The 14,140-nt window shown below is 33.2% G+C and carries 13 protein-coding genes; 8 read left to right on the plus strand and 5 right to left on the minus strand.

Annotated features, from left to right (window positions below; genetic code table 11):
• The first annotated feature begins 186 nt into the window (after positions 1–186).
• The 8 genes from ACIQ2X_RS07150 (at position 187) to ACIQ2X_RS07185 (ending at position 7,273) form a co-directional block, all read left to right on the plus strand.
• On the plus strand, positions 187–1,059 hold the full coding sequence (locus ACIQ2X_RS07150; protein WP_396178242.1) for a hypothetical protein: 873 nt from the start codon (positions 187–189) through the stop codon (positions 1,057–1,059).
• A 344-nt stretch (positions 1,060–1,403) separates the two neighbouring features.
• Complete coding sequence (locus ACIQ2X_RS07155; RefSeq protein ID WP_396178243.1) at positions 1,404–1,946, plus strand: YceD family protein; 543 nt, start codon at positions 1,404–1,406, stop codon at positions 1,944–1,946.
• A 9-nt stretch (positions 1,947–1,955) separates the two neighbouring features.
• The gene (rpmF, locus tag ACIQ2X_RS07160; RefSeq protein WP_396178244.1) at positions 1,956–2,153 is read left to right on the plus strand and encodes a 50S ribosomal protein L32; all 198 of its coding nucleotides are present in this window, start codon (positions 1,956–1,958) and stop codon (positions 2,151–2,153) included.
• 163 nt (positions 2,154–2,316) lie between these two features.
• On the plus strand, positions 2,317–3,306 hold the full coding sequence (locus ACIQ2X_RS07165; RefSeq protein WP_396178245.1) for a beta-ketoacyl-ACP synthase III: 990 nt from the start codon (positions 2,317–2,319) through the stop codon (positions 3,304–3,306).
• Positions 3,307–3,338: 32 nt separating this feature from the next.
• Entirely contained in the window at positions 3,339–3,824 is a 486-nt protein-coding gene (accB, locus tag ACIQ2X_RS07170) for an acetyl-CoA carboxylase biotin carboxyl carrier protein (RefSeq protein WP_396178246.1), read from the plus strand.
• Between the two features lie 102 nt (positions 3,825–3,926).
• The gene (accC, locus tag ACIQ2X_RS07175) at positions 3,927–5,276 is read left to right on the plus strand and encodes an acetyl-CoA carboxylase biotin carboxylase subunit (RefSeq protein WP_396178247.1); all 1,350 of its coding nucleotides are present in this window, start codon (positions 3,927–3,929) and stop codon (positions 5,274–5,276) included.
• Positions 5,277–5,504: 228 nt separating this feature from the next.
• On the plus strand, positions 5,505–5,798 hold the full coding sequence (locus tag ACIQ2X_RS07180; protein ID WP_396178248.1) for a hypothetical protein: 294 nt from the start codon (positions 5,505–5,507) through the stop codon (positions 5,796–5,798).
• Between the two features lie 125 nt (positions 5,799–5,923).
• Positions 5,924–7,273 carry a sigma-54-dependent transcriptional regulator gene (locus ACIQ2X_RS07185; protein WP_396178249.1) on the plus strand — a complete coding sequence of 450 codons (1,350 nt, stop codon included), beginning with the start codon at positions 5,924–5,926 and terminating at the stop codon, positions 7,271–7,273.
• Here ACIQ2X_RS07185 and ACIQ2X_RS07190 read toward each other — a convergent pair.
• The 5 genes from ACIQ2X_RS07190 to ACIQ2X_RS07210 form a co-directional block, all read right to left on the minus strand.
• Positions 7,262–9,685: a hybrid sensor histidine kinase/response regulator gene (locus ACIQ2X_RS07190; protein ID WP_396178250.1), complete on the minus strand. Its 2,424-nt coding sequence runs from the start codon at positions 9,683–9,685 to the stop codon at positions 7,262–7,264. The genes ACIQ2X_RS07185 and ACIQ2X_RS07190 overlap by 12 nt on opposite strands.
• Before the next feature lie 107 nt (positions 9,686–9,792).
• Positions 9,793–10,989 carry an aminopeptidase C gene (locus ACIQ2X_RS07195; protein ID WP_396178251.1) on the minus strand — a complete coding sequence of 399 codons (1,197 nt, stop codon included), beginning with the start codon at positions 10,987–10,989 and terminating at the stop codon, positions 9,793–9,795.
• A 265-nt stretch (positions 10,990–11,254) separates the two neighbouring features.
• On the minus strand, positions 11,255–11,452 hold the full coding sequence (locus ACIQ2X_RS07200; RefSeq protein ID WP_396178252.1) for a hypothetical protein: 198 nt from the start codon (positions 11,450–11,452) through the stop codon (positions 11,255–11,257).
• Position 11,453: 1 nt separating this feature from the next.
• Positions 11,454–12,071 carry a hypothetical protein gene (locus ACIQ2X_RS07205; protein WP_396178253.1) on the minus strand — a complete coding sequence of 206 codons (618 nt, stop codon included), beginning with the start codon at positions 12,069–12,071 and terminating at the stop codon, positions 11,454–11,456.
• Positions 12,071–14,140, minus strand: a 2,070-nt coding sequence (locus ACIQ2X_RS07210; protein WP_396178254.1) for a class I SAM-dependent DNA methyltransferase, incomplete at its 5' end; no start/stop codon positions are given. The genes ACIQ2X_RS07210 and ACIQ2X_RS07205, both read right to left, overlap by 1 nt.

A 14,140-nucleotide genomic window follows, 5' to 3' on the forward strand; every position in this document is an offset into this window, starting at 1 on the left:
TTGGTGTAATTAGAAGATTTTTTCCAAAGAAAACTGATTTACGAAATGTAACTAATGAAAAAATTAAACAAGTAGAATTATCAATTAATAACAGACCTATTAGAAAATTCAATTATCTTAGTCCAATAGAAACTCTAAATAATAAGTTTGTTGCACTTATGAATTGAACACAGCAAACAATTTAACATGAAAAAACTAATCAAAAATCTTGTATTTGCTATGTCTGTAAGTCTACTTTTTATTTCTTGTAGTAATGACGAGACCGAAGTTGCAGTCGAAACACTTAACGCACAGAAGGACGCTAATAAAATTGCAGAAATTTTAAATTCAGGAGCTCAGGGGATTCCTTTCCCTGAGGGTAGCAAAGTATTTAAAATTTCAGAAGATGAATTTGAAATACGTTTACCAGAAGATGTATTTTTTTTAGTATCTGTATTAGAATCAAATAATAACAAAAGTAATATATCCCTTGAAATTGCAGACATTAGTGTGACTTGCACATGTAGTAAAGGAAAAGGTTGTTCCCCTGTAAAAGTTAAGGGTGAATATTATTGTGTAATGAACAGAGGTTGTTCTACATGTTCGATGTCTGTTTCAACAACTGGAAAAAAACAAAATATTACTATTTTGGGCATTATCGATTATAGTGCGGGAGTAAGTTTTATTTCCGAAGTTAAAAGTCCTTTAACCTCACCACAAGACAAAATAATTTCTAAAACTAGTTCAGAGCAATTTTTAAACAAGCCAGAAGTTAAAAAAGCACTTTTAGAATTTTATTCTGTTATATATGACAACAAGATTCCAAATTTCATTTTGGAAAACCAAGATGCACCACAAGGCTACTCTTATTCAAAAGTTAATTTGTTCGGTAATGAGATTATGATTCCTGTAAAATCTAATTCAATTTCAAAAAGTTTGAGAATTGCCTCTATTGAAGAGGCTAGTGCTGTAAGTTGTACGTGTGCAAAAGGTAAAGGCTCTGGTTGCGTTAAAAAATCTTTTATGGGTGCAAAATACTGTGATGCAGGCTCGTGCACAGTATGCACTTTGAGTGAATAAGTGAAAGGTTATTTTATTCTGAAAGTGAATTTCATAAATTATGGAGTTCACTTTTTTACATAATAGCAAACTCATTATTGTAGATCAGTTGTTTAAATTAAAACATACCTGTTAAGTTTACAAAATAATTTTAGATATTAATTAGACATACCGTACAGTATATGATGCTTTTTACCATATAGTAATTCGCGAAATGAGTATGCCGAAATGAGTAAAAGACCACTAAAAACAAAAGAAAAACAGTTATAAACAAAAAAATGTTTATAAGCCTTTTGATTATGTAATAAATTTATATCTTTGCACTCCGATTCTCGAATGCTTGGAAAGGACAAATTGTTGTTGCTATGAAAAAGATGAATGAATATTTAATACCATTCGTAGGATTAAAATTAGGAAAACACCAGTTTGAGTATCAAATTGATAAATCTTTTTTTGATCATTTTGAATACGACGATTTTGAAAACGCCAACATTCAAGTGGATTTGGTTTTGGAAAAGAAAAGCTTGATGCTGGAATTGCATTTTAAACACACTGGAACCGTTTATGTCCCTTGTGATTTAACAGGCGAAATGTTTGATTTGCCCATTCAAGGAAGTGGAAATGTGGTGGTTCAATTTGGAGATGAGTTCAATAATGAAAACGAAGAATTATTGATTTTGCCACACGGTGAACACCAAGTTGATGTATCACAATACATTTATGAGATGATTGCTTTGTCGGTGCCACTAAAAAGGGTGCATCCAGGCGTACAAGATGGTACTTTGAAATCTGCCGCTTTAGAAAAGTTGAGCGAACTAGAGGTTACCGAAGTGAAAGAAGAAGTTGAGGAAGAAAAGGAAATAGACCCACGTTGGGACAAATTAAAACAACTATTAACGGATAAATAATATAGTAAAATGGCACATCCTAAAAGAAAAATCTCGAAAACAAGAAGAGATAAGAGAAGAACGCATTATAAAGCTACTGCAGCTCAAATTGCGACATGTCCAATCACTGGAGAAGCACATTTGTACCACAGAGCTTACTGGCACGAAGGTAAAATGTACTACAGAGGACAAGTAGTAATTGATAAGTCATCAGTTGCTCTTGCATAATACCTTTTTGAAGGTAAAATCTAAACTCTCCAATGTGAGAGTTTTTTTGTTGCTTAAAATTTAGTGTTAAATTACTGCGAGTAAAATATTTAGGTTTAGAAATTTTTTTGTAATTTCAACGACTTTTCTGTTTGAATTTAGCAGAGAATAAACTTACAACCCTATGAGTACAATTACAGCCGCAATTACTGCTGTCGGAGGCTATGTTCCTGATTTCGTTTTGACCAATAAATTATTGGAAACAATGGTAGATACCAATGATGAATGGATTACCTCACGAACAGGAATTAAGGAGCGAAGAATTTTAAAAGACGATCATTTAGGCACCTCATATCTTGCCATTCGAGCTGCTGAAGACCTCATTACCAAAGGAAATATCAATCCGTTGGAAATTGATTTGGTTCTTGTAGCGTCTACAACACCTGATATGCCCGTTGCCGCCACTGCGGTTTATGTGGCTACACAAATTGGCGCTACAAACGCATTTGCTTACGATTTGCAAGCCGCTTGTTCGGGTTTTTTATATGCCATGTCCACCGCGGATGCTTTCATTAAATCAGGAAAATATAAAAAAGTTTTAATCATTGGCGCCGATAAAATGTCGTCCATTATTGATTATACCGATCGTGCCACTTGTATCATTTTTGGTGATGGAGCTGGTGCGGTACTTTTTGAACCCAATTATGAAGGATTGGGCATTCAAGATGAATACTTGAGAAGCGATGGAATTGGTCGCGAATTTTTAAAAATCGATGCTGGCGGTTCTCTACTTCCTGCTTCAGCTGAAACGGTTGCCAATCGTCAGCATTATGTTTTTCAAGACGGAAAAACGGTTTACAAATACGCCGTTTCTGGAATGGCTGATGTAAGTGAGAAAATTTTGCAAAGAAATAACCTTACCAATGCTGATGTGGACTGGTTAATTGCACACCAAGCCAACAAAAGAATTATTGATGCTACGGCTAGCCGAATAGGTTTAGAAGACGAAAAAGTATTGGTCAATATTCATAAATACGGAAATACTACTTCGGGAACTTTGCCCTTATTACTTTTTGATTTTGAGAAAAAATTTAAAAAAGGAGATAATTTAATTTTCGCTGCATTTGGAGGCGGATTCACTTGGGGTTCGATTTATCTTAAATGGGCTTATTAAAAACAAACAAACTATAACTAAAAATACGAATTATGGAGTTAAAAGAAATTCAAAACCTAATCAAATTTGTAGCAGCTACAGGTGTTGCAGAAGTAAAATTAGAAATTGATAATGTAAAGATTACCATCAAAACAACTCTTGAAGGATCTACACCAGAGATTACGTATCTGCAACAAGCACCAATGCAACAATCGTTGCCACAAGCTGCGGCTACTACTTTGGCTCCTGCAGCACCTCAAGCTGCAGCAGCTCCAGTAGCGGTAGACGAATCTTCAAAGTACATTACAATCAAATCTCCAATCATTGGAACTTTTTACAGAAAACCATCACCAGACAAACCAATGTTTGTAGAAGTAGGTTCTTCAATCGGAAAAGGAGATGTTCTATGCGTGATTGAAGCTATGAAATTGTTCAACGAAATCGAATCAGAAGTTTCTGGTAAAATCGTGAAAGTATTAGTAGATGATATGTCTCCTGTAGAATACGATCAGCCATTATTTTTAGTAGATCCATCTTAAGAATTTTAGATTTTAGATTTGTGATTTAGGATTTCCAAATATGGAAGTGCCGAAGTATAAATTTTCTAATTTTCAAATTGTCTAATTATCTAATTAAAAGAGATGTTTAAAAAAATATTAGTTGCCAATAGAGGTGAGATTGCCCTTCGTATCATTAGAACATGTCGCGAAATGGGAATCAAAACCGTTGCGGTATATTCTACAGCAGATGCAGAAAGTTTGCACGTGAAATTTGCAGACGAAGCGGTTTGTATCGGACCACCACCAAGTAATTTATCCTACTTGAAAATGTCTAATATCATTGCAGCTGCAGAAATTACCAATGCCGATGCCATACATCCAGGCTACGGATTTTTATCTGAAAATGCTAAGTTTTCGAAGATTTGTCAAGAACACGGGATTAAATTTATTGGTGCTTCGCCAGAAATGATTGACCGTATGGGAGACAAGGCTTCTGCCAAATCAACGATGATTGAAGCTGGTGTACCTTGTGTACCTGGATCAGAAGGGATTTTAGATTCGTATGAAGATGCCGTTAAAGTAGCCAAAGAAATTGGATATCCAGTTATGATGAAAGCTACTGCCGGAGGTGGTGGTAAAGGAATGCGGGCCATTTGGAAAGAGGAAGACCTTCATAAAGCTTGGGAAAGTGCCCGTCAAGAAGCCGCTGCTGCTTTTGGAAACGACGGAATGTACATGGAAAAACTTATCGAAGAACCACGTCACATCGAAATTCAAGTAGTTGGCGATTCGTACGGAAAAGCATGCCACCTTTCGGAAAGAGATTGTTCCGTTCAACGTCGTCACCAAAAACTGACAGAAGAAACGCCTTCGCCTTTTATGACGGATGAATTACGTCAGAAAATGGGAGATGCAGCCGTTAAAGCAGCTGAATATATTAAATATGAAGGAGCTGGAACGGTAGAGTTTTTAGTTGACAAGCACCGTAATTTCTACTTCATGGAAATGAATACGCGAATTCAAGTAGAGCATCCAATAACCGAACAAGTTATTGATTACGATTTGATTCGAGAACAAATCATGGTAGCCGCTGGAATACCGATTTCAGGTAAAAATTATTTCCCACAACTACACTCTATTGAATGCAGAATTAACGCCGAAGATCCCTACAACGATTTCCGTCCCTCTCCAGGAAAAATCACAAATTTGCATACTCCAGGAGGTCACGGTGTTCGTTTAGACACACACGTTTACTCGGGCTATTCGATTCCACCAAATTACGATTCGATGATTGCTAAGCTGATTACTACAGCCCAAACCCGTCAAGAAGCCATCAACAAAATGAAACGCGCTTTGGATGAATTTGTCATCGAAGGAATCAAAACCACTATTCCATTTCACCGCCAATTGATGGATGAACCGGCTTACGTGGAAGGAAATTACACCACCGCTTTTATGGATACTTTCAAAATGAAGGAACCTAAAGAATAATTTAAAAACACTAATTTTAAAAATGCCTTGCACTTGTGTAAGGCATTTTTTTTTCAATAGTGTGTATTTTTTATACATTTTATAATTTATTGTGTAGGTTATTATACAAAATAAACAAAAGTGTTAGTTATTTAAGTATCTGAAAATCAATATATTAATTTTTTTTTATTTTGTGGCACAAATATTTCTTGGGTATAAATAATCTATTGAACATTTAAACCTCAAATCATGAAAAGATTATTTTTATCAGCGGCACTATTAGTAGGAAGTTTAACTTCATTTGCTAATACTGTAATTTCAAACTCTAATGAAACAATTACAATTGTTCAAGAAGAGTATGCCGAAATTACATCAGATAAACTTCCTGAAGCCGTACTTTCGGCAATTAAAAATTCGTATCCAGATGCAACTATTACTAAAGCGTATGTAAACGAAAAAAAGGAATTTAAAATTGAAATTTCAGTGGGAGACCAGAAGGCTACTGTTTTTGCGGATGCCAATGGCAACTGGATTAAAAAATAAGTTAGGGAAACTTATATTTTGTTTTTGTTAAAAAGAGGTTTGTTCATTCGAACCTCTTTTTTTTTGCATAGTTTTAAGAATAAAAACCTACGATAAACTTTATATTAGCGGTAAAGATTTCACCCATGCCTAGAATTTTAGTAATTGAAGATGATATTGCTTTTTGCAAACTTGTACAGAAGTTTCTGACTAAAAATGGTTATGAAATCGCTACTGCTTTTTCTGCGGCGGAAGCCAAAAGTAAGATTGCAGTTGAAAAGTTTGATTTAATTCTCACGGATTTCAGGCTGCCCGACTCTGATGGAATGATTTTATTGGCTGAATTTAAGGCCGAAATGCCCAATGTTCCCGTAATTTTAATGACGGGTTACAGTGATGTTAACACCGCTGTTAAAGCAATAAAAAACGGCGCGACAGACTATATTTCAAAACCTTTCAATCCAGATGAAGTTTTAATAGTGGTGGCAAATGCTTTAAAGAATAGTCAAAACTTGAGTGAAGCAAAAGAAGTTTCTATAAAGTCAAAATCTCAACCTAAAACGGAACTGGAAAGTGAATTTGTTATTGGAATTTCGCCAGCCTCTACAAAATTAGCCGAATACATTAAGTTAGTGAGTCCTACCGATATTTCCGTTTTGATTATCGGCGAAAGCGGAACAGGTAAAGAAGTTATTGCTCAAAAAATCCATCAAAATAGCCAGCGAAATAAGAAGGCATTCATTGCAGTAGATTGTGGAACCATCCCAAAAGACTTAGCCGCTAGTGAATTTTTTGGACACGTTAAAGGTTCATTCACGGGTGCTTTAAATGATAAGATGGGCTATTTTGAAGCAGCAAATGGCGGCACGATTTTTTTAGACGAAATTGGAAATTTGTCGTATGAAAATCAAGTGCAATTGTTGAGAGCTCTCCAAGAACGTAAAATCAAACCCGTAGGAAGTAACAAAGAAATTTCGGTTGATATTCGGATAATTACGGCTACAAACGAAGATTTGCGTGAAGCAGTAAAAAACGGTGATTTTCGTGAAGATTTGTACCATCGAATTAATGAATTATCAATCGCTTCGCCTTCTTTGAAAGAACGAAAAGAAGACTTGATGATTTTTGCCGAATTTTTTTTAGAAAAATCAAACAAGCAATTGAACCGAGACGTAATTGGTTTTTCTGACGATGTAATGCATATTTTTCAAAATTATACCTGGCCGGGAAATCTAAGAGAATTGCAAAATGTAGTGAAACGTTCTACATTATTGACCCAAGGTGATTTTATTGAAAGAAGTGTTTTGCCCTCTGAACTGTTTTTGGTCAACAGAGAAAAGGAAGAAATAGGTTTCTCACTTTCGCAAAATGAAAAAGAAGCCATCATTCAAGCTTTGGAACAAACTCAAAACAATAAATCTGAGGCTGCAAAACTACTTAAAGTTACCCGAAAAACGTTATATAACAAGCTGAAATTCTATAATTTAGAGTATTGAATCTTTTTTGAACAATTCAAAAAGCAAGGTTGTTTTTTGATTCAGTTGCGTGTTTATGGATTCAATATCATTTAAATTTAAAGATTCATTACTCATTTTATGTAACAAAACTGCAATTTCAGTAGCTTCAATTTGCTGAAACATTGGATACATTCGGTGAGAAATTTCCTTGATTTCTGCCAAATTTTTTGCGTTTATTCCTTTTCGTAAAGTCAATAGGCTTTCATGCGTATTTTTCACAAAAGCATTTAGCACTTCTTTTAAAGCTAAATCGTCATCAGGAAGAAAAGCTTTGAGTTTTACTAATGAGTAAGCTGTTTCCGAATTGGAATTTTCGCTATAGGTGAATTTAATTTCGTGGTTTTCTTGAAATAATTCGTCCAATTGCTGCAGTAATTTGGCAGGTGAATAGGGTTTTTGAACTACCGACGAAAATCCAGCTTCTTGATAAATGTCCAAATCCAAGTCCGAACGACCCGTAACCGCTAAAATGGGTTGATTTTTATAGATGTCCAATTTTTTAAGTTCTTTTGTAAAACCAAATCCGTCCATATCGGGCATTTGGATATCGGTAATTACACAATCAAAATCGAGCTTTTCTATTGCTTTCAGTGCTTTTATGGCAGAGTCAAACGAATAAACAATATGTTTTCTTTGTTTTAAAACTTCAGCTGTTAGCGCTAACAAATTGGCATCGTCATCGATAATTAGGATTTGATGTGTTTTCTTAGAATTTAGATTGTTTTCAATTTTATTTTCAGAAAAAATGGTTGCTCCCCAAACGAGCGGAAATCGAAAGGTAAACGTACTTCCTTGACCATAAACACTTTTTAGTGTTAAATTTCCATCTAAAGCCTCGGCCATTTTTCTTGCAATAGTAAGTCCTAAACCAGTTCCTCCAAAAATCTTTTCAATTCCGTCATTGGCTTGTGTAAATTCGTCAAAAATCAATTGCTGACTGTTTTCTTTAATACCTATTCCCGTATCTTGAACATTAATTTCAATGTTGTTTTTTACAATTTTTGCATTGATTTTGACACTTCCTTTTTCAGTAAATTTATAGGCATTTCCAATTAAATTGCTTAAAATTTGACGTAATCTAAAGGGATCTGAAACGATGTTTTTGTTTAATAATTCGTCAATCGTAATTTCTAATGCAATTTCTTTTTGAGCATAAACAGATTGGATACTTTTGGCTACTTCATCGATGCTAGTTGATAACGAAAATGGAATGTTTTCAACAACAATTTTACCAGCTTCAATTTTACTGAAGTCAAGTAAATCTTGGACTAATTTCGAAATATATTCAGACGAACCTTTGATGTTTTTATTAAAATGTTTTTGTTTTGCTGTCAAATCTGAATTACTCAAAAGTTCAGAGTAGCCAACGATAGTACTTAAAGGTGATTTTAAGTCGTGACTCACTGTGGAAATAAGCTGTTCGCGGTCTTTGATTAACTTTTGCGCTTTTAAATTAGCGACTTCTAGTTGTTTTTTGTACGATTCGGTTTTTGAAAAATCACTCAAAATTAAAATCGAAAAGAAAACCGTTAATATAAAACCTGCAATTGCTGCATAAGTTACGATTTGATTGGTTTTTTGTAAAGAGGCTTCTTTTTGAATATTAATTTCCGTCGTATTCCGAATGATTTCACGTTCAATAATGTTCAATATTTTACGTAATTGCTCTGAAATGGAAACTTCGTTTAGCTGTAATTTCTGCTCTTGAATCGCTAAGTATTTGTTTTTTTTGGCATTAGCACGAATCACATCGCTTAAAGCTGTTTTAGAAACTACTAACATCGAATCGAGTGCTTTTTGCGTCAGCGTATTGCTACTATCGTCAGGAATGTTTTGGTTTAATACGGCAACCATTTTTTGCAAAACGCTTCTTTGGTATTCGCCCAATTCATTAGGATTTTTTACCAAATCGTTGATCCTAAGTTTGCGTAAAGAGCCTTCCATTTGTGTAATCTTGTCCATTGCTTTTTGTACTGCTACCTCATTGTCAGCTTGTTCTTTTACGATTTTTAAATCCTTAATCGTTTTTACTTTCTTATTTAAAAGAATTTTTACAGTGTCTAATAAGGAAATCTGTTTTGGATTTTGAATGAAAGTTTTGAAGGAATCAATTTCTAACCTCAAGGAATCGGTTTGAAGTTCATAATTTTTTAAATCTATTTCTGAATTGGATTGCAAAGTCAACCTTGCATAACCTTCATTTTTATAGATGTTGGAAAGCAGGTTACTTACTTTTAAAACCTTATCATTTTCGATGGTGATAGTGGTGCCAGATTTAGAAAAAACGATATTTTCAGAATATAAAATCCATCCAACCGTTGCTACCAATGCAATTAGAGCAAGATAGCTGATGAGTACTTTGATAGGAATGTAACTTTTTTTCTCTGCCATTGAGTAAAGATAAAAAGTATTAAAAAGTTTATTTAGTATAATTTGTTAAAATGACTGCAAAAAAAATCCCGATACTAAGTCGGGATTTCATGTAATTTTTAATGGTATTAGATACTCATCTTTTTTGCTAAATCACTTGGAACGGCTGCTTTATGAACCATAATCGCGGTCGATTTCAATTTCACATATTCTTTGGTCATAAATAAATACCCTTTGTAGTCATTGGATTCTCCCCAAGAATTTTTCACAATGTAGTATTCTTTTCCGTTTTGATCTTTTGCAAGCCCTATAATGTGCATTCCGTGATCGTCAGTAGTGGAATAGTTGTCAAATTGTTTTTGACGTGCCTCATCGGTGGTTACAGGCTCTGGTTTTGGTCCGTTGAAGATGTTTGCTTTTTCGTCAGCCGTCATTTCATCAAACTTTTTATCACTCACAAATGCTACTCCATTTTTCCAGCTGAATGTTTTTTCAGAAACATCTCCAGCCCAAGCTACCGTATATCCTTTTTTCAAAGCATTGTCCACTATAGAAGTCAAATCGTTGGCTTTTACGTTATAAACTTGTTCAAACGACCAATTGTCTGGAACTAAAAGCATCCCTTTTGTGTAAAATGGGGTGGTATCAAAAGAAGAAATTTGGATATAATCGTCTGGATTAATCCCAATTACTTCTTTGGCAAATGATTGCGGTGTGTATTTTTTACCATTGTAATCAAAACTTTGCGGCACTTGACCTAAATAGGAATCGATAACGGCTGTGTAGGCTTTTTCCCAGTTTGGCGTCAGTTCTCCGTTTGGATTTTTAACAACGGCTTGCAAAATGCTTTCGGTTATTGCACCCATTTCACCAAACTTATTTTTATCGGTTCCGTAGTTCAAACCCGAATAAACCGATTGAGGTACAGCTCCGTATTTTTTATACATATTAATCACGTCATACAAAGCCCCACCGTCTCCTAAAGTTACCGCACCATGCATTCGGACGTACATTTTTCCTTTTTCGACATAAGCGTTTCGAGCCGAAAATATCTGGGAAATTTCAACGGGTTGTTTTCCCATACGGGCCATTTCTGACTCTAAAAAGGAATTAGCGGAATAACTCCAGCACGTTCCTGACGAACCCTGGTTTTTAATCGAAGTATTCTGTAAATTGATGACTTCGGTAAATTTAAACGACGCTTTACTGTTCTCGCTGGCGTTTACTTTTAGTGAGTTGACCAAATTGTCTTGGGCAATTCCCGAAATTGAGCCTGCAAATAACGTGGCTGCTAAAACAAACGGACGAAGGGAAATTTTATACATATTGTAGATATTAGATTTCCAAATTAGTGGACCAAATTCAGTAATTGTTACATAAAAAGGTGATTTTAACAGTCGGTTTTTGATCTTTGCAAAAGTGAACTTGAAAAATAATCTTTCAAAAAAGCGGTTTTTCCTTGTCATTTGTATAAGCCAAAGCGTTTCGTTTTGCACAAAAACATTCACCCGAACTTGATTGTTCGGGAGGCTTTAAATCAAGAAGTTCTTAGCTTGGTTTTGCATTTTGAGCAATTCCAGTTTTTAAGATTTATATTATTATGCTTCCTAAGTGATTTCCATATTTTTTATTGTAAACCTCAATAAGATAGCCATTATGAAGGTTTCTGCTCCAAATTAATTCAGTAGTACGAATAAAATAGCTGTACCATTTTCTTTCTCCTAAAATTTCAGGATTTAACTTACTTGTTTTAATGGCTTTCTTGATTTTAGTTTCAATTGTTGTCATATCAGTTACTGTATAAAAGAAAAAGATGATTTAAGTTTTTAACTGTATGATTTGAAGAAAATAAATCAAAGTCTAAAAAGGTATTACTTACAAGGGCTTCTGTTTTTCTATTATCTTTTTCGAGAAGTTTGTTTATACCAATAATGCAATCTTGGATATTTCCATTCAATATATATCCAACTAAAAAACCATCACAATCAGAATATTTTCCTCCAGTTAAAAAATTGTCAATACCTGTAGTTATGTATCTTCTTTTTGATCCAGAATCATTTGCTTTAAGATTTTTTGCCTCTACGAAATATTTATATTCTTCACCTTTCCAGAAAGTAGAATATCTCATATCAATTCTTGAAAATTTAGCAGCAAAGCCTTTAATTGGGATAGTATCATTTTCAAAAATATAATTCTCTAGATTCGATGAAATTTCCCATTCTTTTCTTTTTGGATTTGTATCTATATAGTTGTGAAGAATAGCAGTTATATCATTTTCATTAAAATTTAAAGAGATAGAATTATTTGAAATCGAAGTCTGGTAAGCCTCTAAAAATAAAGTTTTGCATCTTTTTTTAAACTTATTCTGAAAGTTTAGAAATATCGAAGTAGTTAAAGTTCCTGCCATTATTCTTTCATATTAAGAATTTCAACTAGCAAAGATTTACTATCTTCCATAGCAACAGTTTGGCTCCAAAATCTTCTTTGATTTGGTTTTATGATGTAAACATCATTACCATCAAAATAATTAATTTTCTTTCTAAAATAAAGATTTTTTGCTTCTTCATTCCAAAGTTTTTGATCTAATATTTTGAGTTCACTATAAATATCTTCTTTTGAAATTTCGGCTTCTTTTTCTTGATTACCAAAAGATAACTTTATCATATACAAAGGACAGTTTCTGTCTATTCTGTAATGAGTTGCCGAAACTTTTAAATCTACATCATCTAGCCAATCATTAAGTTCTTTGATTATTCTTTCAGAATAAATATCAATAGTATTAACAGGTAAAACAGCTTTAGATTTTTCTTGCTTTTCAAATAAATCTAAACTAAAATCTAATGTATCCTGAATGATAATTTGTTCGTCAACAGTAAGTTTTAAAATATCATTATAAATGATTTGGTCAATTTCTTTTTCCAAAGTTGAAACATCCATTTTTAAGCCATTCTCTTCCTCTATTTTTTTTATTGATATTATTTCGTCAATTTTTGAAGAAAGAAGTTTTGTTGTCGTTTTTTCATCAAATAAATATGGAAGGTATAGAAATTCATTTGACATAATTTGTTCTCTCTCAATTCCCCAAGAAGATGAAATTAAAAATAAAAAATACGTAGAAAATCTTGAATTGATTAGGGCTAAAATAGCTTTTTTCTCATTATCGGAAGTATTATTTATTATGTAAGCGCCACTCATACAATAAGCATTATGAGTAATTAGGGAAGCTGTAATTAATTTGTCCTTTTGTCCCTTTTTTATAGCTATATATGGAGGTATAAATAATTCTGAATCGATATTTCTATAGTATTTGTTATTAGGTTTAACTGCATCCTTTCTGGTATAATATTTTGAAATATTATTTGTCTTAACAATAAGGTTTGGAATAAAATCTTGTTTTTGAATATCTCCATTTAAACCGGTTTTAAACTCAATGTTTTTTTCTTTAAAAGATTTATTCAGATTTATATAATTTTTATCAATTTTTTCAATCAATTTGAAATCAAAATAACTTCCCCACATTGCAATTTTCCAGATTTTAGAATCTTTCTTCTCACATTCAGTTCTTGGCAAATGTTTTTCATCAGAAGAATCAATCACAATTCCTTCTAAAATATCATTTTTGATATAGGTTTTTGGAGCACAATAAGTTATGGTGTCTTTTGGGGCTATAGGAGTTTCATTTTGATAAAAAACAATGCTTATTGGTCCTACTGCTGAACCAAACAACTGGCCACCAAATTCCTCCGAAATATTTCTTAATATGGAAAAGTTGTAAATTTTTTCAACGTAATTACTAAATAGCCATTCTCTAAATTTTTGATAAGTTCCTCCAGTATTAGTTAATACTTTAGTGTTGAAGATTAAAGCAATTTTTCCTTTTGGAGCAAGCATAACTGATTTATGAAGAAACGGTATTACCATTTCTTTTGGAAATTTATTTTTATCGCAATATAATCTAATGTTTTTCTGAATCCTTTCGACATCCCTCTCTTCTGAAAGTAATTCTCCAAACGGCGGATTTCCAACAATCAAATCGAAATCCTGTAATTCTTTTATTTCAGATAAATCAGAAATAGTATCTCTCCTAAAAAGATTCTTACCTTGCTGTTTTAAAGTTGCATCTTCAGAATCATTTATTAAATAAGGAAATTGAATGGTTTTATTCCACCAACCTGTTTTTGGATCAAGATTGTCTAACAATGCTAAATATAAACTGAAAGCGGTAACTTTTATAGATTTAGGATCAAGCTCAATTCCGTAAATATTAGTTTTAAGAATATCTACTAAAACATTGAAATCATTTAGTTTTGAATGGTGTTTGTTTTCATAGCGTTTCACCAATCTTTTAAAACTTTGAACCAAAAAGATTCCAGAGCCACAACTAGGATCTAATGTTTTTAAATTATATTCAGATTCATTATTGTAAACGGGTAATTTTTCATTTAAAATTAGTTCAACTAATGACGGTGGAGTGTA

It is taken from the genome of Flavobacterium sp. (assembly GCF_044368625.1).
GTDB lineage: Bacteria > Bacteroidota > Bacteroidia > Flavobacteriales > Flavobacteriaceae > Flavobacterium.